The following is a 24,011-nucleotide window of genomic DNA, read 5'->3' on the forward strand; positions in this document are numbered from 1 at the left end:
TTTTTCTTTGTACTAATGAAGAGTTTTTATACCTACTTATTATTAGCTTTTACCGGTACGACTAGCTTATATGCTCAAGAGATCGATACTATTCCGATTAATACCAAGGGTCTCGACATTAAACTGAAACGCAGTCCACTGCCATCAAGAACTGGAACCATTCCTTTTAAAACAGTGGAGATAAATCCTATAGTAGTAGATGCTAAGGTAAACTACTGGAAAACCAGAACTTCTGTAGGAATTAACGTAAACCAGGCAACCTTCTCAAACAATTGGAAAGGTGGGGGTGTAAATTCACTTGCAGTTGCTGGTTTAGTAAACTACAAAGCTGAGTATTCTAAAGATAGCTATAGCTATGTGAGCGAACTGATTTTGGAATATGGTAAGGTTAAAAACAAAGACCAGTTGCAAAAGAAAACTCGTGACCGGATTTTCTGGGATAACAAAGCAGCAATTCAGTTATCTAAAAACTGGTATTTCTTCGGTTCGATTAACTTTGAATCGCAGTTTGACTCTGGTTTTGCATATTCCAAAAATGCAGAGGGTAATGAATTTCCAAACTTGATTTCAAAGTTTATGGCACCAGGTTACCTCACAGAATCTTTCGGTTTTGAGTACAAGCCTAGTAAATACTTCTCTACTAGAATTGGTACTGGTAGTGCGAGGCAAACATTTGTGTTAGATACTGCCGTATATATTACCAAGGATGCGAACGACCCCTTTAATCCGGCAAAAGACAAAAAGGCAGAGACAAAGTATGGTGTAGATTTTGGCAAGAAATTTAAAAATGAGCTCGCTTTTCAGATCGTAATGAACTTCGAAAAAGAGGTTTTCACTAACACAATGCTTAAATCAAGGTATCAGATGTTTATTCCTTACGACAGATCTCTGGTAAACATAGATCATCGTCTTGATGTTTCCATAACCTCTAAGTTAAACCGACTGATGAATGTTTCACTCACTGGAGTAGGCTTATTTGACCGCGACAATGATACTAAGATTCAAGGAAGTCAAACTCTGGCACTTGGCGTAACCTTTGTCTTCCCTCGCTAATACTTTTTTATTAAACCAAAATTTACCTCCAAAATTAATACCTTTGGGGCTACAAAAAATTGAACACTAAGCATTAAAGAAAATGTTTGAAAATTTACAGGATAAGCTAGATCGTGCGTTTAAAGTTTTAAAAGGACAAGGAAGCATTACAGAGATCAACGTGGCAGAGACCATGAAAGAGATCCGTAAGGCTTTATTAGATGCCGACGTAAACTATAAAACAGCCAAAAGCTTTACCGATGAGGTAAAAGAAAAAGCTTTAGGCTTAAACGTACTCACAGCTGTTTCACCAGGTCAGTTACTTACAAAAGTAATGAACGATGAACTTACCGCCCTGATGGGTGGCGAAGTTACTGAGCTTGACCTGAAAGCAAACCCTACCATCATATTAATCGCAGGTCTAAACGGTGCTGGTAAAACCACCTTTACCGGAAAACTAGCCAACTTCTTAAAAAGCAAAGGGAAGAAACCATTATTGGTAGCGGGTGATGTATACAGACCTGCAGCGGTTGATCAATTACAGATTCTTGGAGAGCAAATTGGTGTCCCTGTTTATGCTAATATAGGGTCTAAAGATCCCGTAGGTATCGCAATGGAGGGTATTGCTGAGGGAAAAAAACAAAACAATAATGTAATCATCATAGATACAGCAGGCCGTTTAGCGATAGACGAGCAGATGATGGATGAAATCGCTGCTGTAAAAGAAAGTACAAAACCGCACGAAATCCTGTTTGTTGTTGATGCCATGACCGGGCAGGATGCGGTTAATACAGCAAAAGCGTTTAACGACCGTCTTGATTTTACAGGGGTGGTGCTGACGAAATTAGATGGTGATACTCGTGGTGGTGCTGCCTTATCTATTAAATCGGTAGTAAACAAGCCAATTAAGTTTATTGGTACCGGCGAAAAGATGGAAGCCCTGGATGTATTCTATCCAGAAAGGATGGCTTCACGTATTTTAGGTATGGGTGACGTGGTTTCCCTTGTTGAGCGTGCGCAACAGCAGTTCGACGAGAAAGAAGCGGCAGAACTTCAAAAGAAAATCCGTAAGAATAAATTCGACTTCAACGATTTTTACAACCAGATACAACAGATCAAGAAAATGGGTAACATGAAAGATCTGATGGGTATGATTCCTGGTGTTGGCAAAATGATGAAGAATGTTGACATTGAAGATGATGCTTTTAAAAATGTGGAAGCCATCATACAGTCGATGACGAAATTTGAACGTGAGAACCCGGATAGCATTCAACAAAGCAGACGCTTACGTATCGCTAAGGGCTCTGGAAATAAAATTGAAGAAGTAACGAAACTGATTAAACAGTTCGAGGATATGCGTAAGGTAATGAAGCAATTCTCTAACCCTGCTACCGCAGCAAGGATGATGAAGAACATGCCTAAAATGCCACAGCGCTAGAATATAATAACAACCTAACCGATCCCGGCCAATAACAGGCTGGGATTTTTTATGCCCTTTAAAATATAAATCCTCATTCCTTACCAACGTAATATCAAATCAGCATAGATTCACAAGGTGACATTTAAAATTTAATTATGCTGATAAAAACTTATGGGAGCGCCGTTTTTGGTGTAAACGCCTTAACCATAACCATTGAAGTAAGTATAGGCGGAGGAAATAGGTATCACATTGTTGGGCTGCCAGATAATGCCATTAAGGAAAGCTTGAGAAGGGTAGAAAGCGCGATACAGTCTGCCGGCCTTAAAATGCCCAGACAGAAAATTGTAATCAACCTTGCCCCTGCGGATATTAGAAAAGAAGGTTCAGCATATGACCTCCCTATTGCCATAGGCATTTTAGCCGCTTCTGGACAAATAGAAAGCTTAGAGGTAGAAAAATACTTCATCATGGGCGAACTTTCTTTAGACGGGGGATTACAGCCTATAAAAGGCGCTTTACCTATAGCAATACAAGCTCGTGCAGCCGGATTTAAAGGTTTCATTCTCCCAAAAGACAATTCAAGAGAGGCGGCAATTGTAAGTGATCTGGAGGTTTATGGGGTTCAAAACTTAAAAGAAGTTGTTTCCTTTTTTAATGGTTCTGTAAAAAAAGAACCTGTATTAGTTAATACAAGAAATGATTTCTTAAATCACATCAGCAATTATGAGCAGGATTTTTCTGATGTCCGTGGACAGGAAAATATAAAAAGGGCACTTGAAATTGCAGCGGCTGGAGGACATAACTTAATTCTGATTGGACCACCAGGTGCGGGAAAAACCATGCTAGCCAAGCGCCTGCCAACAATATTACCTCCATTAAATATTCGTGAGGCCTTAGAAACAACCAAAATTCATTCTGTTGCAGGTAAACTAAATGCAGCTGAATCATTGATGACAGAACGGCCTTTTCGAAGCCCTCATCACACAATCTCAGATATGGCACTGGTGGGTGGTGGTGTAAACCCCCAACCAGGTGAAATATCGCTTGCACACAATGGCGTATTATTTTTAGACGAATTGCCAGAGTTTAAACGCAGCGTCCTGGAAGTAATGAGGCAACCACTTGAAGACCGCTGTGTAACCATTTCACGATCCCGTCTGAGTGTAGAATACCCGGCCAGTTTCATGCTCATTGCTTCAATGAACCCTTGTCCTTGTGGCTTTTATAATCATCCGGAAAAAGAATGCATCTGTGCCCCTGGTATTGTTCAAAAATACCTTAGCAAAATCTCTGGTCCTTTATTGGACCGCATCGATTTACATGTAGAAGTTACTCCCGTAAATTTTAACGAATTAACATCTGATACGGAGACGGAAAAAAGTGTCGATATAAGAAGTCGGGTAATTGCTGCACGTGGAATACAGGAAAATAGATTCAGAACAAACAACAATCTACACTACAATGCGCAAATGAGCCCAAATATGGTGCGAAATATTTGCCAGATAGGTAATACCGGACAGCATCTAATTAAATCAGCAATGGAGAAACTTGGTCTTTCAGCCAGGGCCTATAACCGTATTTTAAAAGTATCAAGAACCATTGCTGATCTTGCAGAAAGTGAAGAAATTAAATTGGAGCATTTAGCTGAAGCGATACATTACCGCAGCCTGGATCGCGACAGCTGGACTGGTTAATCTAAAAGATCATCGTCTTCATCGCTCTCTTCATCCTCTTCTTCCGGCACATAAGCCATGATGGCTTTACCTATAGCATTTATTTCTTCATTAGGCTCAAATAGAGGCAAAGCTGTTTCATCATCTAGCTTTAACCATTGTTCTTCAGTATCCTTTTGAATCTGAACATATTCTTTCCCGTCTTTATAAACTACATAAACATCATTGCCCTCTGGAAATATGGCATAATCAGTTGTTCCTATAGTAATGTCAAATGGTTCTTGCATTGTAATTTTTATTTATTGTATTAAAAACGGTTAGCGTAAAGTCGAATAATTATAAAACTGAAGCTTTCCCGTTCCGGTGATTTCTATTGTTTTTGTTTCATCTGCTCCTGAAGCGCTTTTTAACTTCAGGGTAATGGTATTACTTCCTTTTTGTAAAGGAATACGTGTATAACTGATATTTGCAGGTAAAGATTGCCAGTTTCTGGTATCCGCCTTTTCTGAAAGCAAGCTATATAGCTGCATACCCACGCCAAGACCTTCTAACAAAGAATTGTTCTTGCCATCTTTGCCACTACCCTTTGCACTTTGTCTTAGCACATATTCAGCACTCTTTTTAACAGCTAAACGAGTCAGCACTTTTCCCATCTCTTTCATAAAACGCTGGTCAAGGGTTTTAAAAGCCAGCTCATTGATATCTTCAGCTTTTTCAAATGAAATGGTTTGTTCTCCGTTACTTAAAGTCGCTGAACTATAATAAGGACTGCGCGCAACATACTTAGGATAGGTAGCCCTAAGACTTTCAACACCATTCAAACTGAAATTACTGTTGCTGTATTCGTGATAAAAAGGAATAACGATAGTTCCTCCAAGATTAGTAAAAAACAAATCACCATTGCTCCCTTTAATCAACGAGAAAAAAAGCTCTTCCTGTTGCTTGATTGGAGCCATACCATTCTCCCAGAAGAAAATCAATTCACCTCCTTCGGGAACCTGGGTCCGACTATACTTCATACTAAAGAGATCTTCAAATCGGCTCAATTCTGCGGTAAATCCATTATAATCGGCCATCCTTAAGACATCTCGTTTAAGCGCTTCAGGCATTTTTATGCCATAATAGGTTTGGTCTTTGCTTTTCAAATAAACCTCTACTGAATTTCTGTAGGCAATAAAGGCATTGTTAACATCACCGTCATGTTCGTAAATTAATCCCTGAAGCATTAAGGAGAATGCATCTTTCGAATACCGGTTGTCCTTATCATTAAATTTATCCCCTTGTTCCTGTGATTGCAAGGTAATCCTTCTGGCTTCAACAATAGCATCCTCTGTTTTATTCAGATATACATAATTTAATGCTTTATAATAGTGGATCATAAACTTCTCGAAATCCTCTCCTTTATAACGCTGTGTCATTGGATTCACTAAAGTACCAACTACCGCGTCCATTGCTCCGCCCATCCCATTTTCAAGCAACTGATCAGCCTCATTAAAATATTGATTGCTTGTTTCAAAATCTCCAGAAAGGTGGCTTGCTTTCCCTTTTTCCATTAGGAATAAAAGCTTATTCCGTGGCTTCTGTAAGAGCTTATTCTTATCCAATTCCTTTACCGCTTCAGCATAATTACCAGCAGAAATCTGCTTATAATAAGACGCAATCATATCATTGTAGCTAGAACAGCCAAAAAGAAAGAGCACCAGTCCTGATAAGAATGATGCTCTAAGAATATTCCTGCGAATTTGTACCATATTATATTTAGTCAGTAAAATGCCGACTAATTTTTAACGTATTTAGCTATTTTCTTATCTCCGATCCATACCACTTCATTGGTTTGAATATCTGTTAGCTCTAAATTAACTTGATAATAAACTACCTTTTTACGTTTATGAGAATCTACGATAGAGTTAATAGATCCTTGAAGGATATAATCTGCACCATTTTCTAACCCGAATTTCTTCATTGTTGATACAGAAGCATTATCCTGCTGATCCGCTTTTTCCGCACGAAGCTCTTCTCTCTTTTTTCCTCCTTGCACCAATCTAACGCGTTCACTTTTAACGAATGACTGTTCTACGTCCTTAACAAATGTCTCTGCATCAATGTGTTCATGACTTTTATTCTTTACTACGCCAACCACAACAACAGGTCTTTTACCTTGTTTCTCTTCCAGGTGAGTAGACAACCATTTACCACCTAAAACAGTTTGAGTCATCTCTTCCGCTACTAACCTGGAGTCGGTATTGTTCCAATTCCCACTTACATCAATTGCCTGGTCAGTATTTACTCTTGTAACCTGACGTGAACATGATGATATGATCACTCCTGAAACGGCAATCGCCGCGATAGTCATTATCTTTTTAATCTGCATATTTATGAATATAAAGTTTTTATTATCTATTTACCAACCCCATGGGCGACTGTTTCCCCATCCATAACCAATGTAACCGCCATAACCAAAACGGCCACCAAAGCCGTAATTACCATAGCTTATCGAAGGATAAAAGTACGGACTGTTATAATAATATCCACCATTCAGATTCAATTGAAAGTTTCTTTCTTTTCTCAATTTTCTGCGCTCTTCCCTGGCTTCATACCAATCGTAGGCTTTATAAGTTTCCTGGACAGTCGTACCCTGATTTCTGGTTAAAGAATCGGCAAGGTTCATATATTTCGCACGACTTTCCTGATGCCTGGGATTCTGATCTTTTAAAAGATCTGTTTTTTGTGCATAACCGTTAGTTGTAAAGTATAGCCCTACAACGCAACTCATTATAAAAATCAAATTCCTTTTCATCCTCATACTATTTAATTAAATCAGACAAGAGTTATATATAAGACGCAAATCCAGGTCTAAATGTTACTCGCCTTTAATTCCTTTATAAATTCAATAAACTTATCACTTGCATAATTAGCAGCTCCAGCTTCGTTATAAGAAATCCGCCCCTTTTTATCAAATACGACTGTAGTCGGTAGCGAACCCTTAAAAATTACTTCGGGAATATTACTTGCAACCTGATACAATGGCAATCCATATCCTTTTTTATCCATGTATTTCTGTGATTTCGCAAGGTCGCTGTCAGCATCTACCATAATAAAAACTACATCTTTATCATTTTTAAACTGCTCATATAGCTTATTTACAGAGGGCATTTCGGCCAAACAAGGAGGGCACCAGGTGGCCCAAAAATTTAAAAAGACAACCTTATCTTTCAAAGTCCCTAAATCCACTATGTTTCCTGAAGCATCTTTAAATTGAATCCCCGATAAATCTTTTACTTCTGAAGTAAGTGCTGTCTCTTTAGGTTTTTCTGTCCCTGGATTAAATAATCCAATCTCCATCAAGCCCCTGATCATTAATGCTTTTGCCGATGGCACAAAAATAAGCACCAGCAAGAAGCCAATAAACAAGGCATTTATAATATTCTTTTTATTCAAAATTCTTCTCATCTATAGGTAAGCGCTTTTTTGTAAAGTTACGAGAATATCTTCTGAAGCCTCCAGCACAGGATGGCTTTTGACATTCCATTGTTAATTTAATCAAATTGTTACATTAATATATCATAACCCGGCTTCGACAAAAAGAATATGCAGCTAAAAATCAGCCACTTACAAACAGATTGATTCTTTTTTTAAAAAACTTGTAACGAATGTTAACTCCTAGATACTTACTCTACGAAAACACAATAAAAATCGTAAAACCTAAAAACATTATATTATGAAAAATCTAATAAGCACCATCGCAGTTATTGCAACACTTCTATTTACTATTCATTTAAAAGCGCAGGAAAAGCCGGCAGAAAAATCACTATTATGGGAAATAAGTGGAAAAGGACTAACTAAGCCTTCTTATATTTATGGAACCATTCATATGATATGTGGTCCAGATTTTATCATTAAAGATAAGACGAAAAAAGCCCTGGAAAAATCTGAGTCACTAGTAATGGAATTAGACTTTACAAATCCGACAGAAATAGCAGACCTTCAAAAATCTATGATGTCGACCGTCCCCTTAAGTAAAAAACTAAGTCCTGAACAATACAAATTATTAGATTCTATTCTGACTTTAAAGACAGGAGCAAAGTTAAAAACAATGGATCAGTTAACATTAATGGCATTAACTAGCTTTGTTATATCAAAAACACTTCCTTGCACAGAGATTAAATCATACGAATTTGAATTTATTAATTTAGCGAAAGCTCAGCATAAACAATTATGCGCATTAGAAACCGTAAAGCAACAAACAGAGTACTTTTCAAAAGCATTTACAGATGATATGCTGGTTAAACAAATTGCTAATTTTGATGATTATAAATCCGTATTTGTAGAAATGATTGATGCTTATAAAGCGGAAGATCTAAATAAGCTAGATAAAATATTAAAGGATAAACGCTTTGGTAGTACTGAGGATAGCGATAAATGGATGTTGCAAATAAGAAATGAAAAATGGGCAAAGCAGATCCCCGATATGATAAAAACCAAAGGCTGTTTCTTTGCTGTAGGAGCTGGTCACTTGCCAGGAAAAGAAGGTATCCTAAACTTACTGAAAGCGCAGGGTTATATTGTGAAACCAATATCGAATTAAGGTTTGAAAACAAGAGAGAAAGAATTTCTTGAACAGATAGAAACCCATAAAGGCATCATACACAAGATTTCAAAGATGTATATGGATGATGAAGATGATCAGAAAGATCTTTTCCAGGAAATCATCTGCCAGCTATGGAAATCGTACGACTCCTTTAACCACCAAAGCAAGTTTTCATCATGGATGTACCGTGTAGCCTTAAATACCGCTATTGTATATTTCAAAAAGCAAAAACGAAAAGAAGATCTTTATGAAACAATTGGTAAGGAAATAGAAATCCCTATAGATGATGCAGAAACAAAAGAAATACAACTAGCCCACTTTTATAAAGCTTTACAGCAACTAGATAAAATAGAGAAAGCATTGATGTTCTATTTCCTTGAAGACTATTCGCACAGGGAAATAGGAGTAAATCTGGGCATTAGCGAGGGAAATGCAAGGGTAAAACTAAACCGAGCAAAAAACAAATTAAAAGAACTTATAAAAAAACAAGGATATGAATTTTGACGATATAAAATCTGCCTGGAATAGAGAATCCAGTTCAAACATAACAATACCAAATAAGGTTGAAGAGCTTAAACGGGCTGAGTTACCGCTTGACAAGATTAAAAGGAACATGAAGAATGAACTTATTACACAAATTGCAGCGGTTGTCTTACTTGGATTTTTCCCACAAATCTTCCATTTCAAACCGATACTTTACACTCCCTTCTATGCAGTTTATATTTTACTTGTGATAACCTGCATCTACTTCTTCGGGCGTTTTTATTTCTTCTACAAAAGGATCAGTAAGGTTTCTTTAAGTACAAAAGATGCGCTATATGAAGTTAATTATGATATAAAACTCAACATGGAGTTGTATAAGCTATTTTGCTATATGATGTTCCCCTTTGCATTTGTTCAGGTGAGCCTTTTATTAATCAATAGTAAGTATGAACACTTTATCCAGTTAATCGAAACTACTGTTTCCAGCAACTCATTCTATTTGTATTTCACAATTGCAACAATAGGAACTTATGCCTTTTTACACCTTTGCGCTATTTATTGGTTAAAATCCTATTATATGAAATATGCTAAAGAGATCGAAAACTTATTAAAGGAACTAAAAGAAGAATAAATTTAGAAATCAAACTTTATCCTTACACCTGTGCCCATTAGGTACAGGTTTTCTTTTGTAAACTCTTTCATAGGTAACTTCATAAATGGCTCTACAGACAAAGCTTTACTTCCAGATATTGGTTGTTTAAAACCAAAAGAAACATTATAGAAACCTAAATATTTACCCCCTCTGATTTCTCCAGAAGGTACTGGTTCTGAAACTTCCCTTGTTTGAAACAATGCTTTAAATCCAGCATTCCCAATCTGCTCAGCGGCTGGAGCATACTCCACTCCGCTCTTCAAATAATTATTATTCTGTTTCTGATTTAAAACAGCAAAAGCAGATACGCCAAGATTGGTATAAAACTTTTTAGACAGATAGTATTTAACCCCTAATGGAATATCTATCCCAACCAGGTTTGCATCAACAGATTTCAGGCTTTTAGTTTCCTGAACCATTGCTACAGGTTCAGACGGAGCATTCATCTGCCCACCACCAGTCGACATGCTTTTCGTTGCACCAACTTCATTATACGAGATTCCAGAACTTATCGAAACCTTGTCAGACAAAGCATAATCCATACTTAAACCGTATCCCATATTGAGCTTTTTAGCATTCCCTATAGAAGGTGCAACCATCAATCCCATTTCCCATTTATCGCCCTTTTTATTGGTAGATTTTAATGCAGCGACAGCACTGTTAGACTTTACTTCAGCATCCAAAAACTCCTGAAAACTACGTGGTTTTTTCTCTTTAACAGTATCAATCTTTTTCACAGGCACTTTCGCAATTCCTTCCGAAACAACGGCTTTGTCTAATTGATCCTTTTTATTTGAGGTACTAAGAGAATCTGTATTTATCACAGGCCCCTGCACAAATGAATTGGCAGGTTGTACCATAGGAATGATTGATTTCGAATTAACAGGCTGCTTTAATTTAACGATTAAAACATTCCCTGGCACATTATTCCTTATCCTTTGTTCAACTATATTCTTATTCTCTGTTAATTCCTTTTTTAAATTTTCAACTGCTGGAGTTGATACCTCTGGAGCCATATCCGGCGTCACTTCCTTCTTTTGTTCAGTCGGATCATTCTTCACATGTTGCGGTGTAGTTTTATCCTGAATATTACCACCAGTATAAAATAACGCGAAACCAATTAACAATACTGCAGCAGCGCTACTTAAACTCGCCATCCAGATCCACCCGATCTTTTTCTTTCCCTTTTTCTCAAACCGCTCCCATGCACCAGGTGTATAAACCTCCTCGTGTTCCGTTAAACGTTCCTTAATATGAGCAAATAGCTCTTCATTTAACGGTTTCATATCCTTCGGGTATTTTGAATTGTTGTCGGATCATATGAATTCAACAGGGAGTTTTTATAAAGTTCTCTCAACTTGTTCTTTGCTCTTGTTAAATAAACCCTACATGAGCTTTCGGGCATAGATAGTAACTTTGAAATCTCTTCATGTGAATAGCCTTCAATTTCGTACATATTAAAAATCAATTTATGTGTTTCAGGCAACTGATTCAGAAGTCTCATGATATCCTGTACATTTAACTGAGAGATAGCATTCAGCTCGGTCACAGGTTGCTGTTCTTCCACAATATCATCCACATATAAAAAAGTCCGCTTGCTCCTTAAAAAGTCTATTGCCGTACGTGATGAAATTCTGGCAATCCAGCCTTTGAAAGCTTTTAACATCTGATCGCCTGATTTTGGTGCATTAAATTGGCTTATACTCTTAAAAACCTTAATAAAACTATCATTAACCAACTCTTCCGCATCATTTCTATCATCCACATAGCGTAAAGTAACACCCATTAAATAGCCATAGAATGATTTATATACCATCTCTTTACTCTTATTGTCGTTCCTTAAACACCCCGCTATCGCGTTCTCAAAATTGAGCATTATTTATTTCAGCAATTAAGGGTTAGGTTTATAAATAGTCCATCGGCATATTTATCTAATTTAAAAGAGGATATCCCATTATATCAACAGAATATCCTCAAATATAGGTAGATATTATTTGTGTGTGTAAATTGCTGCTCCTAATTTTAAGCTATCTATTGTTGCTGCAGAGTTCCCTTTCGCATAGATGGTATAGATTTTACCTCTTTCAATTTTAACATTTGGCAAAGTAGTTTTAACTACCCCTCCTTGTTTGATATTGAAAGTAATGCTTTCTCCCGGATCAACGGCAGTGAAATCTGTATACTCATAAAATGCTTTTTCAGTAAACAAATCAGTATCCTTTCCTTCAATTCCAAGTTCAAGACCAGCTCCAACCGCGCTAGTCATCGCATTGTATAGATTGATAAAACGAACTTTTGCTTTATCTGCCGCTGGAGCACTTAAATCATCTTCCGTTCTTAAGAATCTTTTTTCATTTGTTTTTACGGTATCCAAAATAAAAAGGGAATACCCTACCCCTGGGGCCATATTAAATCTCTCATGAGCCAAAGCATTACGACCATCTCTTTTGGCTATACTTAAAGTTCTTGATCCAGGAAAAAGATTTAAATAATCAATCTTATCATTAAATTTCAATCCTCTTTTATTATTTACTCTTGTCTGATCAATATAAAAATCTAAAGACATCGTATCCGGAAAAGCATCAATAACAGAAAGGCCTGCAACTTGCTGAGGTTCGTATTTATCTTTAGAACAAGCCGCAAAAACTGTTGATATAGCAGCAACAGCAATAAAGGTTTTAAATATTGTTTTTAAATTCACGTTTTTCATCTTCATCTCTTTTAAAGGTTACTTCATTAAGAAGTATATGTTTTTCATTATGACTATAGGTTAATGGCCATTAACACTCTTTTTCCTATAAAACGAGACTTACTTTAAAAACGCTACAGGCTCCTCTATTTTTATTATCCTTAATTTTGATTCTGAATAAATATTGTAATTTTAACTAACAACATAATCTATAAAAAATGCAAGAAGCAAATTCACTAAATCAGGTTGCAGAATTCCATAAAACATTTAAGCACCCGATAAAAGAAACACCAGGAATTCCCGCTATTGAAAGAGCAAACTTGAGGGTTTCACTATTAGCAGAAGAGCTTAATGAATTGAAACAAGCCATCGAAACAAATGACTTTGTTGAAGTTGCAGATGCCCTCTGCGATCTGCAATATGTACTTTCAGGTGCAATACTAGAGTTTGGCCTGGCTGATAAATTCAAATCTCTATTTGATGAAGTACACCGTTCCAACATGAGTAAGGCCTGTAAATCAGAAGAAGAAGCCAACCAAACCATACAACATTACAGAGCAACACAACAATGCGATGCCTATCACAAAGAAGAGGACTCTTTGTTTCTGGTATACAGATCCAACGACAATAAAACTCTAAAGTCGATAAATTATTCTCCAGCTGATTTGCAAAGTATCTTATAGATAACAGGTAACAAGAATAAAAAAAAGCGTGCTGCAATATGCACCACGCTTTTCTTCAAGAAAAAATCACCTTCTCACATAAGACATAGGAAATTTGCCCTTCTTCAGGGCAAAGATTCCAGACTTCGAAGAGAATGGTTATTTTTTAAATTAACTCAACACTTCTGCTAACAAAAGCCGTTAAATCTGCTCCAGTCAACATACCTTGTGCAAGTAAAGCCAAATCTACGGCCTGTTTAGCCAGTAAACGTTGCTCATCTTCATTATCAGTAGCAATGATCTTTCCGATCAGTTTATGGTTCCCATTGATTGCTACTTTGTAGCTATCCGGCATATTTCCATAAAAGCCCATTCCTCCTCCCATTGCAGCCATATCTTTCATACGACGCATAAATTCATCCATCGTAACAGTAACTGGCAATTCCTCAGGATTCAAACCAACAATCTCAACCTGATACCCTGGTTTATTAATAGCTTTATCAAATATTTCAGCAACCTTTTTAGATTGATCTTCTGTCAATACCGATTCTACATTCTCATCCTTATCAATCAGCTTACTGGCAACGCTAGAATCTACGCGTTTTAAAGACGTTTTTTCAAGCTTCTGCTCTAAGTGCTGCACGAAATGGTTATCTATCGGAGAATCCATTAATAACACGTCATAATCCTTTTTATTGGCCGACTGAATAAAACTATCCTGTTTAGCCGGATCATTCGCATAAATGTAAACCACCTGCCCGTTTTTATCCGTTTGGGTATCTTTTACCTTCTCACGATATTCTTCAAAAGTGAAGTACTCTTTTTTTGTATTTGTCAACAACGCAAAGTCTTTCGCTTTCTCATTGAATTTCTCTTCGCTAACCATACCATATTTCACAAACAGACCAATATCGCTCCATTTTTCTTCATAAGCTTTACGGTCTTTATTGTACAGTTCCTGTAACTTATCCGCAACCTTTTTAGTGATATAGCTATTGATCTTTTTCACATTGCTGTCTGCCTGTAAAAAGCTTCTTGAAACGTTTAATGGAATATCTGGTGAGTCAATTACCCCATGCAACAACATCAGGAACTCCGGAACGATATCCTTTACTTCGTCGGTAATGAATACCTGACGTGAGAACAACTTGATTTTATTGCGCTGCATATCAAAATCATTCTTCACCTTAGGGAAATACAATACCCCCGTTAAGTTAAAAGGATAATCAACGTTCAAGTGAATCCAGAACAAAGGTTCTTCCGAGAAAGGATACAGTTGCTTATAAAACGAAAGGTAATCTTCGTCTGACAAATCTGCAGGTGCTTTAGTCCAGATTGGGTTAGTTGTATTGATGATGTTGTCAACCTCTACACTTTTAGTTTTAGGCTTTCCTTCCTCATCTTCACCATCTGGTTCTTGTTCTGTTTTGGTACCAAATTTAATTGGAACAGGTAAGAACTTACCATATTTATCCAGAATCTCTTCCAGTTTATATTTGCTTAAGAACTCTTCAGATTCGGCATTAACATGTAAAATGATTTCCGTTCCTCTTGTAGTTCTGTTACCTGCAGTAATTTCATATTCAGTACTACCATCACATACCCAACGTGCAGGCTCTGCACCATCCTGGTAAGAAAGCGTTTGAATCTCCACCAAATCAGCAACCATAAATGCAGAATAGAAGCCTAAACCGAATTTACCGATGATTTCATTTGCGTCTTTTGCATCTTTAAATTTCTCAACAAACTCGCTCGCTCCTGAAAAGGCAACCTGGTTGATGTATTTTTTAATCTCTTCAGCTGTCATTCCCAAACCATTATCAGTAATTGTAATGGTCTTTTTCTCCTCGTCTAACGCAACCTCTACCAGAGGATTACCCAGCTCACCACTGTATTGTCCTAGCGCAGCTAAACGTTTAATTTTTTGTACCGCATCAACGGCATTTGATACAAGCTCTCTTAAAAAGATCTCGTTGTCTGAATACAGGAATTTCTTGATAATCGGGAAAATGTTCTCCGTATGAATGGAAATACTTCCTTTTTCTTCTATGCTCATATATAAACTCATTTTTAAGTACATAACAGCCTTATCAATGCTCATTCCAAACTCAGATTGTTGTCAAAATGACAGTTCAAATAAAATTATAATCGCATGATATAATTTCCCTTACCTTTGCCCATTAATGGAATACAATGTTCATACTTTGCCTAATGGCATCCGCTTACTTCATGTACCTTCAGCATCTGCAATATCACATGCCTGTATCATTATAAATAGTGGTTCCAGAGATGAGAAAACAGAACAATCCGGTCTGGCTCACTTTATAGAGCACCTGGTATTTAAACGTACCGAGAAACGCAATACAAATCAGATTTTAAACCGGCTTGAAAGCGTTGGAGCAGATTTAAATGCCTATACCACTAAAGAATATACTTGTATTCACGCTTCCTTCCTGAATCCATATCTTGATAGAACATTGGAACTATTTAATGATATTATATTTCACTCTACCTTTCCGGAAGATGAATTAGAAAAGGAAAAGAGTGTTATCCTCGATGAAATAGCTTCCTATTTAGATCAACCAGAAGAAGCCATTTACGATGATTTTGAAGACCTTGTTTTTGCCGGTCACCCGCTAGGCAGAAACATCCTGGGCACTACAGAGAGTGTAAATAAGCTTGGTAAAAAAGATATAAAACAGTTTATTAAAGACAATTACCATACGGATAAAATTGTAGTTGCAGTGCTAGGGAATTACCCTTTAAATAAAGTGGTGAAAATCGGCTCCAGGCATTATGCAGACATCCCGCCAAATTTACATACCCAAACCAGAACTGCTCCTGCATTGGCCCCTGTAGTAACTCAGACCTATCAAAAACCTATTCAACAGGCCCACGCTATGATGGGTGCACAAGCTTATTCCTTACACCACCCGTATAAAACAGGCCTATTGCTGTTAAACAATCTGCTTGGTGGTACTGGAATGAGCTCTATATTGAACTTGCAAATCCGGGAAAAATATGGAATTGCTTACACAATCGAAACAGGTTACAGCCCCTTAAGCGATACCGGAATTTTTAGCCTCTATTTTGGAACTGATAAAGAAAAAGTAGCTAAAGCATGGTCACTTATTCTTAAAGAATTTAAAAAAATAAAAGACAATCCGCTAACAGAGGTTCAACTTCAAAAGGCAAAAAACAAGTTTATTGGTCAAATTGCATTAGGCGAAGAGAACCGTATTGGATTGATTGTAGCTATGGCTAAAAGCTTGATTGACTACGATAATATTGATTCTTTAGAAACTGTATTTAAAAAGATTCAGGCCGTTAGCACTACTGATATGGCAAATATTGCTAACGAAATATTAGATGAAAGTAATCTTACGTCTCTAACTTTTTATCCTTTAGGGTAATTTTGTATTTTTGTACTATGAAATTACCCATTATAGCCTACGGAGATCCAGTCCTTAAAAAAGTTTGTACACCTATTGAGGAGAACTATCCGGATCTGAAACAGTTAATCAGCAACATGTTCGACACAATGTACAATGCGCATGGCGTTGGCTTGGCTGCTCCACAGGTAGGGTTACCTATACGCTTGTTTATCGTTGATACCGGCGCAGATGAAGACGATAAAGACAAATTCAAGAAAGTATTTATCAATGCAGAAATCATTGAAGAAACAGGGGAAGAATGGGCTTTCAACGAAGGCTGCTTAAGTATTCCAGACATCAGGGAAGATGTTATGCGTAAGCCTAATATCCGCATCAGATACTATGATGAAAACTGGGTACAACATGAAGAAGCCGTTACAGGAATGCCTGCACGTGTTATACAGCATGAATACGATCATATCGAAGGAAAACTGTTTACAGATACATTAAGCCTGTTGCGCAAAAGAATGCTGAAAAGCAGGCTGGAGGCAATTTCTAAAGGAAATGTTAAGGCTGATTACAAGATGCGTTTTCCACAGCAGAACAGGAAGCGTTAATTACTTTCGCTCCTTGCTTTATCTCCTTTAAAGATAGACTGCATTAGTTTACCCCAGGCAAAAGGATTTAGTAATGGATTGGTCTGAACCATGTTCTTGTTTAAAGCACGATCATGGTTTAACCTATTGTTGATGCTTTGAATCTCTCCACCATCCCTTGGAAGGGTCATGATTAAACCGCTAAGACTTGATGGGGAAAGATTTCTTGCTGCAATTACATAATCGTCATCAGCAATCTTCATTGACATAAAGTCTCTGGTAAATTCTTCAACTGTAGCCCATGGGTACACTCGCACGGTAGGTAGATTTACGATTTCCGCTTTCATTTTAATCATAGCTGTATATTTGCTATCATTAATTTGCGATGGAATAGCCAGCAAAAGGTCTTTATAACCAATTGCTGTATATAAGATCGTATCTCCAGGATGAGCAATAAAGGAGAAATACCCTTTATAATTTGCAGCATAACGCTGCTCTTTATTCGTCAAATTCGTAACCGTAACATAAGGCACCACCGTATTACTATCCACATCGGTAATAATCCCCGTAAATTGAATCAATGGTTTGTCTCCTGTATTTTGTGCAAATACAGAGGAAACAAAAAGAAACAATATAATGGTTAATGCATACTTCATGTTACAAAAATAGCTGTTATAAATAAAACGGCTAGTTAAATTGTGTTAAATCATTTTAAACGGGTTCAGCCAGGTTAATTGCTTCAACCGCAGTAATTTCAGGTACAGCTTTAAGAATAGCTTGTTCAATTCCTGCTTTCATGGTCATAAAGCTCATTTTGCATGATCCACAGTTACCCAATAATTTCAATCTAACTACATTTTCCGCCGTAATCTCTTCTATAGCAACATCCCCGCCATCGGCGATTAAATATGGTCGGATAGTTTCTAATGCCTGCTCTACTTGTTCTGTTAAATTCATTTTCGGTAAATTAAAATATAAAAATAGTGATTTTTTTCCTCATTTAACAGCTTTTTAAACTGTCAAAGAAAGATCGCCCATTGTTTGAGCATTATTTATGGCAATTTGTTGAGCGACCTTACCTGCAATTTCAGCAAAAGAAATCGCCACTTTATTTGTACGGTCCAGCGCTGCAGGCACCCCTTTATCTCCCCCTTCACCAATACTCTGTACTATGGGAATCTCACCAAGGAAAGGCACAGAGAATGACTTTGCAAGCTCTTTCCCGCCATCTTTCCCAAAAATATAATACTTATTTTCTGGCAATTCTTCAGGAGTAAAATAAGCCATATTCTCTATCACTCCCAAAACAGGAATGTTAATTCCCGGCATCCTAAACATAGACAGGCCTTTACGCGTATCAGCCAAAGCAACTTGTTGCGGAGTTGTTACAATCACTGCACCAGCAATTGGAAAACTTTGAGTAATTGTGATATGAATATCACCTGTACCTGGAGGGAGATCGACAATAAGGTAATCAAGTTCACCCCAATCGGCATCATTAAAAAGCTGTTTTACAGCATTTGAAGCCATTGGTCCTCGCCATGGTACAGCCTGGTCAGGATCTGCAAAAAAGCCCAGAGAGAGTAATTTAATGCCATATTTTTCAATCGGCATAATCAAAGTCTTACCGTCTTCAGTCTCCCTTGCCGAAGGCTTTGCACCAACAAGATCAAACATAATCGGCACTGAAGGGCCATAAATATCTGCATCAATCAACCCAACCTTCGCACCGTCAGCAGCAAGGGTAATCGCCAGGTTACTGGCAACAGTAGATTTACCTACACCTCCCTTACCTGAAGAAACCAGAACAATATTCCTGATCGCTTTCAGTTGGGTCGTATCCATCGGCTTAGTCACTCTTGAAGTAATGTTGATGTCGATTTCGGCATCCTGACTCACAAAATGCTTAACAGCATTTAAACATGCATTTTTCAGCATATCCTTCATCGGACAGGCAGGAGTAGTTAATTCCAGAGTAAAACTTACTTGTTTTCCGGATATTTTTAAATCTTTGATCATGTTCAAAGTCACCAGATCTTTTTTAAGATCCGGATCCTCAACATTTCGCAAAGCTGCTAAAACTTGTTCTGGGCTAATAATCATTAGCCAAATTTAACAAAAGACCTCCATAATAAATTTTAAATGCCCCTTTTTATTGTAATTTTAACACGAAATAAACATTTGAGTTTAACGTTAGCAATAAAATCTATTTTATAGCATGCATCTTCCTAAATTAAACATCCCTAAAAAGTACATTAGAGCCGGAGCGTGGGTATTGGGGGTATTTCTTCTTTTGCTGACCATTACCGGAATTATTGCCTATAACAAGAGGGAAGCCCTCTTGAAAAAAATGATGGCTAAAGCCATAAGTAAAGCAGACAAAGATTACGGGTTAAATGTGAAAATCGCTGAGTATGGTTTTAACGGGCTCAGCACCGTTCACATGAAAAATATTTCCGTAGTTCCGAAAGATAGAGACACGTTAAGTACAATAACCGACATGACCATTGGTGTCAAACTTTTTCCTTTAATTTTTGGTGATGTGAAACTCTCAAAGATTGATTTACATACAGGGAAGCTAAATATTGTTTTCCGTGACACCATAAGCAATCTTGATTTTTTCCTGAAAAGGAAAAAGAAGGATGATACAGAAAAGAAAACAAAAGCTGATCTATCTAATCTTGCACATGACCTGCTCAATCAGGTTCTCTATAAGATTCCAGATAACATGACGATTAAAGACTTTTTGTTGAATGTGAATGATAATGACACAGCAAAACTTACATTTCTAACGACTCGTGCTACTATTGATGACGGCGAATTAAATTCAACAATTTTAGTGAACGACAGGGAGTCGACCTGGCATATCAATGGTATTGTCAAACCAGGAAAGAAACAAATGGACATTATGCTTTTTGCTGATAATAAAAAAGTAGAACTCCCTTATCTTGAAAGAAAGTTACGCGCAAAATTTAGTTTCGATACAGTGCGGACGGAAATGAAAAATGCAGACTATAGTGGTAATGACTTTAAAATATCGGGCTCCTGGTCAATTAAAAACTTATTGATCAATCATCCAAAAATCGCTTCAAATGATATCGTAATTGCTGATGCTAAAATTGATGCAGATATGCTGATTGGGAAAAATTACATCGCACTTGATAGTACGTCTACAGTATTCCTAAAGAAAGCTGCAATTCACCCCTATTTGAAATATACACTTTCACCTAATAAAATCTATGAAGTAAAACTTCACGCACCTGAGCAAGATGCACAAGAAGTTTTGAGCGCATTTCCACAGGGCTTATTCGAATCACTGGATGGCATGCAGGTAAAAGGAAAAATCCGCTATGACCTTAATTTTTACCTTGATAGCGCCTTACCTGATAGTGTAAGGTTTACTTCTGCACTCACACCAACAAACTTTAAAATCCTGAAGTGGGGCAAAACGGACCTGCAGAAAATAAACAAAGACTTTATTTATACCCCATATGAGCGTGGTAAGCCAATGCGTGATATCCTGATTGGTCCTGCTAATCCGAACTATGTTTCACTCTCTGAGGTCTCGAGCAACTTTAAAAATGCCATCCTCACTTCCGAAGACCCCTCGTTCTTTAGTCATAAAGGATTTGTACAGGAATCAATCCGGAAATCTTTTGCAGTAAACTTTAAAGCAAAGAAGTTTGTCCGAGGTGGCAGTACAATTTCTATGCAGCTGGTAAAAAATGTCTTTCTGAGTCGACAAAAAACACTTTCCCGTAAAGCTGAAGAAATTCTCATTGTATGGTTAATAGAAAATAACAATTTAGTTAGCAAGAACCGTATGCTGGAGGTTTACTTCAATATCATCGAAATGGGTCAGAATATTTACGGAATCGGTGAAGCAACAAGATATTACTTTGGTAAACGACCTTCCGACCTTAATATTGGAGAGGGTATATTTCTGGCTAATATCGTTCCCAGACCTAAGATTGCGCTATACAAATTTAAAGATGATGGAGGGCTTAAAGACTACCTTTATCCTTACTTTAAATTTATAGGAAAGATTATGGCCGGAAGAGGACTAACCCCTGTAGATAGCAGTGGTTACGGCTTTTATAACGTTCGCTTACGCGAAGGCCTGAGGAAATACATATTACCAGACTCCACAAGCATTGATACCAATGAATTAGATAGTGATGATCCACTACCTGCTATTGAAACTCAGGATGCCTCAAAAAACTTATTCGACCGCTTATTTGGTCGCCATAAGAAAGACACCACAAACGTACAACCCGCTAAAGCTGATACAACCAAATCGAAAAGGGAATTGAGGCAAGAACGTAGGGAACAACGAAAAAAAGAAAAAGAGCAGGAGAAAAGTGCTCCGTTTTAGGATTAAAATATGACCAATCAAATTCAAATACAGGATAAACCCTTTGAAATCCTTTTAGAAAAGCACAATATCAGTAAACGCACACGACTAATCGGCATACAAATGAATGTCGACTATGAAAACAAGTGTCCTATATTTATTGGGGTATTAAATGGCAGTTTTCTCTTCATGGCAGACCTGTTGAGGGAGATCGAGATTCCCTGCGAAATTGGCTTTATAAAAGTATCGTCATATGAAGGAACTGCTAGTAAAGGAATCGTTAAACAAGCTTTCGGACTCCCAGATAACCTTCATAACCGTGATGTAATTATTGTAGAGGATATTGTAGACACGGGCCTAACACTTAATTATGTACTGGACGAGGTCCGTAAGCAAGGCCCTGCATCAGTAAAAGCATGCACATTATTATTAAAACCAGATGCGCTAATTGCACCTATAAAAGAACTTGAGTATACCGCTTTTGAAATCCCAAATGAGTTTGTAGTAGGTTATGGTTTGGACTATGATGGACTTGGAAGAAACCTCAAAGATATCTATCGGGAAAAAACTGTTCCCTCTCATTTACTATAAATGTAGTTTTTTTTTCACAATTTTGTCGCAAATAAACATTTAAGCAATACCAATGACCATACACAAAGAAGGTTACACCACCATCGCATTATCAGTTCTTTTTATTTTTATCCTGAATGCATTTATTGATTACAGATATGCAGACATAACCTGGTTAAAGTGGTTAATCTATATCCTCTCATTCGCACTATTTATTATTGTACTTCAATTTTTCAGAAACCCTTCACGTACTTTTACCAATGGAGAAAATCTGGTAATTTGTCCTGCCGACGGAAAAGTTGTAGTTATTGAAGAAACCGAAGAAGGAGAATACTTTAAGGACAAAAGACTGCAGGTATCTATATTCATGTCGCCGGTAAATGTGCACATCAATAGAAATCCTATTTCTGGCGTAGTTAAATTTTTCAAATATCATCCTGGAAAGTATTTAGCTGCCTGGAATCCCAAATCATCAACAGAAAACGAAAGAACAACAGTAGTTGTTGAACATAAAAATGGAACTCCTGTTTTATTCAGACAAATTGCTGGAGCATTAGCAAGGAGAATAGTATGGTATGTGAAAGAAGGTGATCAGGTAGAGCAAACCAAAGAGTTTGGGTTTATCAAATTCGGCTCCAGGGTCGACATCTTTTTGCCGGTTGGCACCAAGGTTAACCTAGAACTTAATCAGGTCGTAAAAGGCGGGATTACCGTTCTAGCGGAGCTTTCGTAACACAGCATCACAATCATTAAAAAAGGCGGGTAAAAATTTTTACCCGCCTTTTTTAATACGCAATACTGTCCTGATACAAATTTAATGATCCGAAATTGATCTTTGTGTTGGATAGGCAAAGTCAGACCTGTACATTTTAACAATGTCAATCAGCTTGAAATTAATCTCTTCCTTTACCCTGACATACTTATTAAAGTCCATGTTATTTACCAGGTAAACCACCTGAATATTTAAAGCAGAATCGCCGAAACCATCAAACGTAGCATAACCATCCTTTGTATCTGGATGAGCTGTCAGGAAGTCTCCAATGGCTTTAATGATCTCTTTAATATCAGCACTGTCCGTTTCATAAACAATTCCCACATGGAAGTTTACCCTTCTATAATTCCTCAATGTAACGTTTTCAAGCACACCGTCAATCATTGCCCTATTTGGAATAACAATAGTTGTTTTATCCGGGCTAATCAACCAGGTACTTCTAAAACCTACCTTTTCAATCGTCCCCTCTATACCATCTACCTTTACTACATCCCCAACAGTAAATGGTTTATCCAGAAATATCGTAAACGAACCGATCAGATTTTCCAGGCTCTCTTTTGCAGCAAGTGCGATTGCAATACCCCCAATCCCCAAACCAGTAATCAACGTCAGCACATTTACTTCGAAAACAAAGCCCAGCAGGACAAAAAAGCCCAAAAAACAGATCAATGTTTTAGTCAACTCCTTTAAAAAAGGCACCAATTGATCATCTGCTTTATTATTCGTAATGGATGCCTTATGCTTAAGCACAAAGGCTATAAAATCAATAATCCTAAGAATAATCCAGAAAATAGAAAGAATAATCAGGAACAGAAAGATCTTATCCAAAAAATCACCAATAGTAACAGCTGCCTTTGTCTTAGCTCTATGCCATAATACATGATTCAGCGGATGCGTCAGATTGTTAATCGCAATGTATATGGTACAAAATGTAATAAACGACTCTATCGGCCTTATAAGCAAAGAAACAAACGTTTCGCCTCTTATATCTTCTGCAAACTTTTTAAAAATCTTAAAAAGAGCAAGACTAAAAAACCTGGATACCAATCTTTTGAACAGCAGTCCAAGTAAAATAACTACAACAAAAATGCAATATTGCTTAATGGTATTGCCCCAGAAAATTTGTTCAAAAAATTGATTATCCAC

25 protein-coding genes are annotated in these 24,011 nt (G+C 37.2%); 12 read left to right on the forward strand and 13 right to left on the reverse strand.

Going from position 1 to position 24,011, the window contains the following annotated elements:
* Positions 1 to 15: 15 nt before the first annotated feature.
* The 3 genes from WC623_RS04270 (at position 16) to WC623_RS04280 (ending at position 4,146) form a co-directional block, all read left to right on the forward strand.
* Positions 16 to 1,053: a DUF3078 domain-containing protein gene (locus WC623_RS04270; protein ID WP_372848298.1), complete on the forward strand. Its 1,038-nt coding sequence runs from the start codon at positions 16 to 18 to the stop codon at positions 1,051 to 1,053.
* An 82-nt stretch (positions 1,054 to 1,135) separates the two neighbouring features.
* Positions 1,136 to 2,470, forward strand: a complete 1,335-nt coding sequence (gene ffh / locus WC623_RS04275) for a signal recognition particle protein (protein WP_372848300.1) — start codon at positions 1,136 to 1,138, stop codon at positions 2,468 to 2,470.
* 137 nt (positions 2,471 to 2,607) lie between these two features.
* Entirely contained in the window at positions 2,608 to 4,146 is a 1,539-nt protein-coding gene (locus WC623_RS04280; protein WP_372848302.1) for a YifB family Mg chelatase-like AAA ATPase, read from the forward strand.
* Here WC623_RS04280 and WC623_RS04285 read toward each other — a convergent pair.
* The 5 genes from WC623_RS04285 to WC623_RS04305 are packed head-to-tail and all read right to left on the reverse strand — an operon-like array spanning position 4,143 to position 7,575.
* Positions 4,143 to 4,412: a hypothetical protein gene (locus tag WC623_RS04285; protein WP_372848304.1), complete on the reverse strand. Its 270-nt coding sequence runs from the start codon at positions 4,410 to 4,412 to the stop codon at positions 4,143 to 4,145. The genes WC623_RS04280 and WC623_RS04285 overlap by 4 nt on opposite strands.
* A gap of 30 nt (positions 4,413 to 4,442) precedes the next feature.
* The gene (locus WC623_RS04290) at positions 4,443 to 5,876 is read right to left on the reverse strand and encodes a COG3014 family protein (protein ID WP_372848306.1); all 1,434 of its coding nucleotides are present in this window, start codon (positions 5,874 to 5,876) and stop codon (positions 4,443 to 4,445) included.
* 26 nt (positions 5,877 to 5,902) lie between these two features.
* Positions 5,903 to 6,496 (reverse strand): penicillin-binding protein activator LpoB, encoded by a 594-nt coding sequence (locus WC623_RS04295; RefSeq protein ID WP_372848308.1) that lies wholly within the window; start codon positions 6,494 to 6,496, stop codon positions 5,903 to 5,905.
* 30 nt (positions 6,497 to 6,526) lie between these two features.
* Positions 6,527 to 6,922, reverse strand: coding sequence for a hypothetical protein (locus WC623_RS04300; protein ID WP_372848310.1), 396 nt, complete (start codon positions 6,920 to 6,922; stop codon positions 6,527 to 6,529).
* 56 nt (positions 6,923 to 6,978) lie between these two features.
* The gene (locus WC623_RS04305) at positions 6,979 to 7,575 is read right to left on the reverse strand and encodes a TlpA family protein disulfide reductase (protein ID WP_372848312.1); all 597 of its coding nucleotides are present in this window, start codon (positions 7,573 to 7,575) and stop codon (positions 6,979 to 6,981) included.
* A 268-nt stretch (positions 7,576 to 7,843) separates the two neighbouring features.
* On the opposite strand from WC623_RS04305, the gene WC623_RS04310 reads away from it, so the two are divergent.
* From WC623_RS04310 to WC623_RS04320, 3 genes are read left to right on the forward strand one after another with little or no spacing between them, the layout of a single operon-like run.
* The gene (locus tag WC623_RS04310; protein WP_372848314.1) at positions 7,844 to 8,710 is read left to right on the forward strand and encodes a TraB/GumN family protein; all 867 of its coding nucleotides are present in this window, start codon (positions 7,844 to 7,846) and stop codon (positions 8,708 to 8,710) included.
* A gap of 3 nt (positions 8,711 to 8,713) precedes the next feature.
* On the forward strand, positions 8,714 to 9,217 hold the full coding sequence (locus tag WC623_RS04315; protein WP_372848316.1) for an RNA polymerase sigma factor: 504 nt from the start codon (positions 8,714 to 8,716) through the stop codon (positions 9,215 to 9,217).
* Positions 9,207 to 9,827, forward strand: coding sequence for a hypothetical protein (locus WC623_RS04320; RefSeq protein WP_372848318.1), 621 nt, complete (start codon positions 9,207 to 9,209; stop codon positions 9,825 to 9,827). Before WC623_RS04315 ends, WC623_RS04320 begins: the two co-directional genes overlap by 11 nt.
* A gap of 2 nt (positions 9,828 to 9,829) precedes the next feature.
* On the opposite strand, the gene WC623_RS04325 is transcribed toward WC623_RS04320, so the two are convergent.
* The 3 genes from WC623_RS04325 to WC623_RS04335 form a co-directional block, all read right to left on the reverse strand.
* A complete protein-coding gene (locus WC623_RS04325) occupies positions 9,830 to 11,134 on the reverse strand; it encodes a hypothetical protein (RefSeq protein ID WP_372848320.1) in 1,305 nt (434 codons plus the stop codon).
* The gene (locus WC623_RS04330) at positions 11,131 to 11,724 is read right to left on the reverse strand and encodes an RNA polymerase sigma factor (RefSeq protein WP_372848322.1); all 594 of its coding nucleotides are present in this window, start codon (positions 11,722 to 11,724) and stop codon (positions 11,131 to 11,133) included. Before WC623_RS04330 ends, WC623_RS04325 begins: the two co-directional genes overlap by 4 nt.
* 114 nt (positions 11,725 to 11,838) lie before the next feature.
* Positions 11,839 to 12,558 (reverse strand): DUF4397 domain-containing protein, encoded by a 720-nt coding sequence (locus WC623_RS04335; protein WP_372848324.1) that lies wholly within the window; start codon positions 12,556 to 12,558, stop codon positions 11,839 to 11,841.
* A gap of 197 nt (positions 12,559 to 12,755) precedes the next feature.
* Here WC623_RS04335 and WC623_RS04340 point away from each other — a divergent pair, with 197 nt between their 5' ends.
* Complete coding sequence (locus tag WC623_RS04340) at positions 12,756 to 13,220, forward strand: hypothetical protein (RefSeq protein WP_372848326.1); 465 nt, start codon at positions 12,756 to 12,758, stop codon at positions 13,218 to 13,220.
* 145 nt (positions 13,221 to 13,365) lie between these two features.
* Here WC623_RS04340 and htpG read toward each other — a convergent pair whose 3' ends face one another.
* The gene (gene htpG / locus WC623_RS04345; RefSeq protein ID WP_372848328.1) at positions 13,366 to 15,255 is read right to left on the reverse strand and encodes a molecular chaperone HtpG; all 1,890 of its coding nucleotides are present in this window, start codon (positions 15,253 to 15,255) and stop codon (positions 13,366 to 13,368) included.
* Positions 15,256 to 15,382: 127 nt separating this feature from the next.
* Between htpG and WC623_RS04350 the strand changes: the two genes are divergently transcribed.
* Both WC623_RS04350 and def read left to right on the forward strand, forming a co-directional pair.
* Positions 15,383 to 16,612: a M16 family metallopeptidase gene (locus WC623_RS04350; protein WP_372848330.1), complete on the forward strand. Its 1,230-nt coding sequence runs from the start codon at positions 15,383 to 15,385 to the stop codon at positions 16,610 to 16,612.
* Between the two features lie 17 nt (positions 16,613 to 16,629).
* The gene (gene def / locus WC623_RS04355; protein ID WP_372848332.1) at positions 16,630 to 17,190 is read left to right on the forward strand and encodes a peptide deformylase; all 561 of its coding nucleotides are present in this window, start codon (positions 16,630 to 16,632) and stop codon (positions 17,188 to 17,190) included.
* Here def and WC623_RS04360 read toward each other — a convergent pair.
* The 3 genes from WC623_RS04360 to WC623_RS04370 are packed head-to-tail and all read right to left on the reverse strand — an operon-like array spanning position 17,187 to position 19,272.
* Positions 17,187 to 17,825 carry a hypothetical protein gene (locus WC623_RS04360; RefSeq protein ID WP_372848334.1) on the reverse strand — a complete coding sequence of 213 codons (639 nt, stop codon included), beginning with the start codon at positions 17,823 to 17,825 and terminating at the stop codon, positions 17,187 to 17,189. The two genes, def and WC623_RS04360, sit on opposite strands and share 4 nt — an antisense overlap.
* A 55-nt stretch (positions 17,826 to 17,880) precedes the next feature.
* Positions 17,881 to 18,126 (reverse strand): NifU family protein, encoded by a 246-nt coding sequence (locus tag WC623_RS04365; RefSeq protein ID WP_349783830.1) that lies wholly within the window; start codon positions 18,124 to 18,126, stop codon positions 17,881 to 17,883.
* 54 nt (positions 18,127 to 18,180) lie between these two features.
* Positions 18,181 to 19,272 carry an Mrp/NBP35 family ATP-binding protein gene (locus tag WC623_RS04370; RefSeq protein WP_372848336.1) on the reverse strand — a complete coding sequence of 364 codons (1,092 nt, stop codon included), beginning with the start codon at positions 19,270 to 19,272 and terminating at the stop codon, positions 18,181 to 18,183.
* 115 nt (positions 19,273 to 19,387) lie between these two features.
* Between WC623_RS04370 and WC623_RS04375 the strand changes: the two genes are divergently transcribed.
* The 3 genes from WC623_RS04375 to WC623_RS04385 are packed head-to-tail and all read left to right on the forward strand — an operon-like array spanning position 19,388 to position 22,826.
* A complete protein-coding gene (locus WC623_RS04375; protein WP_372848338.1) occupies positions 19,388 to 21,544 on the forward strand; it encodes a transglycosylase domain-containing protein in 2,157 nt (718 codons plus the stop codon).
* 9 nt (positions 21,545 to 21,553) lie between these two features.
* Positions 21,554 to 22,114 (forward strand): hypoxanthine phosphoribosyltransferase, encoded by a 561-nt coding sequence (gene hpt, locus WC623_RS04380; RefSeq protein WP_372848340.1) that lies wholly within the window; start codon positions 21,554 to 21,556, stop codon positions 22,112 to 22,114.
* A gap of 52 nt (positions 22,115 to 22,166) precedes the next feature.
* Positions 22,167 to 22,826, forward strand: coding sequence for a phosphatidylserine decarboxylase family protein (locus WC623_RS04385; RefSeq protein WP_372848342.1), 660 nt, complete (start codon positions 22,167 to 22,169; stop codon positions 22,824 to 22,826).
* 81 nt (positions 22,827 to 22,907) lie between these two features.
* Here the strand turns inward: WC623_RS04385 and WC623_RS04390 are convergent, their stop codons facing one another.
* Positions 22,908 to 24,011, reverse strand: coding sequence for a mechanosensitive ion channel family protein (locus WC623_RS04390; protein WP_372848344.1), 1,104 nt, complete (start codon positions 24,009 to 24,011; stop codon positions 22,908 to 22,910).

It is taken from the genome of Pedobacter sp. (genome assembly GCF_041645105.1).
GTDB lineage: Bacteria > Bacteroidota > Bacteroidia > Sphingobacteriales > Sphingobacteriaceae > Pedobacter.

Excerpts from the sequence above, each read along its gene's own strand:
- def (WP_372848332.1), top strand. The coding sequence starts at position 16,630 with ATGAAATTACCCATTATAGCCTACGGAGATCCAGTCCTTAAAAAAGTT.
- ffh (WP_372848300.1), top strand. The coding sequence starts at position 1,136 with ATGTTTGAAAATTTACAGGATAAGCTAGATCGTGCGTTTAAAGTTTTA.
- WC623_RS04325 (WP_372848320.1), bottom strand. The coding sequence starts at position 11,134 with ATGAAACCGTTAAATGAAGAGCTATTTGCTCATATTAAGGAACGTTTA.
- WC623_RS04335 (WP_372848324.1), bottom strand. The coding sequence starts at position 12,558 with ATGAAAAACGTGAATTTAAAAACAATATTTAAAACCTTTATTGCTGTT.
- WC623_RS04280 (WP_372848302.1), top strand. The coding sequence starts at position 2,608 with ATGCTGATAAAAACTTATGGGAGCGCCGTTTTTGGTGTAAACGCCTTA.
- WC623_RS04285 (WP_372848304.1), bottom strand. The coding sequence starts at position 4,412 with ATGCAAGAACCATTTGACATTACTATAGGAACAACTGATTATGCCATA.
- WC623_RS04310 (WP_372848314.1), top strand. The coding sequence starts at position 7,844 with ATGAAAAATCTAATAAGCACCATCGCAGTTATTGCAACACTTCTATTT.
- WC623_RS04330 (WP_372848322.1), bottom strand. The coding sequence starts at position 11,724 with ATGCTCAATTTTGAGAACGCGATAGCGGGGTGTTTAAGGAACGACAAT.
- hpt (WP_372848340.1), top strand. The coding sequence starts at position 21,554 with ATGACCAATCAAATTCAAATACAGGATAAACCCTTTGAAATCCTTTTA.
- WC623_RS04320 (WP_372848318.1), top strand. The coding sequence starts at position 9,207 with ATGAATTTTGACGATATAAAATCTGCCTGGAATAGAGAATCCAGTTCA.
- WC623_RS04370 (WP_372848336.1), bottom strand. The coding sequence starts at position 19,272 with ATGATTATTAGCCCAGAACAAGTTTTAGCAGCTTTGCGAAATGTTGAG.
- WC623_RS04365 (WP_349783830.1), bottom strand. The coding sequence starts at position 18,126 with ATGAATTTAACAGAACAAGTAGAGCAGGCATTAGAAACTATCCGACCA.
- WC623_RS04360 (WP_372848334.1), bottom strand. The coding sequence starts at position 17,825 with ATGAAGTATGCATTAACCATTATATTGTTTCTTTTTGTTTCCTCTGTA.
- WC623_RS04270 (WP_372848298.1), top strand. The coding sequence starts at position 16 with ATGAAGAGTTTTTATACCTACTTATTATTAGCTTTTACCGGTACGACT.
- WC623_RS04290 (WP_372848306.1), bottom strand. The coding sequence starts at position 5,876 with ATGGTACAAATTCGCAGGAATATTCTTAGAGCATCATTCTTATCAGGA.
- htpG (WP_372848328.1), bottom strand. The coding sequence starts at position 15,255 with ATGAGCATAGAAGAAAAAGGAAGTATTTCCATTCATACGGAGAACATT.
- WC623_RS04385 (WP_372848342.1), top strand. The coding sequence starts at position 22,167 with ATGACCATACACAAAGAAGGTTACACCACCATCGCATTATCAGTTCTT.
- WC623_RS04375 (WP_372848338.1), top strand. The coding sequence starts at position 19,388 with ATGCATCTTCCTAAATTAAACATCCCTAAAAAGTACATTAGAGCCGGA.
- WC623_RS04340 (WP_372848326.1), top strand. The coding sequence starts at position 12,756 with ATGCAAGAAGCAAATTCACTAAATCAGGTTGCAGAATTCCATAAAACA.
- WC623_RS04295 (WP_372848308.1), bottom strand. The coding sequence starts at position 6,496 with ATGCAGATTAAAAAGATAATGACTATCGCGGCGATTGCCGTTTCAGGA.
- WC623_RS04350 (WP_372848330.1), top strand. The coding sequence starts at position 15,383 with ATGGAATACAATGTTCATACTTTGCCTAATGGCATCCGCTTACTTCAT.
- WC623_RS04305 (WP_372848312.1), bottom strand. The coding sequence starts at position 7,575 with ATGAGAAGAATTTTGAATAAAAAGAATATTATAAATGCCTTGTTTATT.
- WC623_RS04300 (WP_372848310.1), bottom strand. The coding sequence starts at position 6,922 with ATGAAAAGGAATTTGATTTTTATAATGAGTTGCGTTGTAGGGCTATAC.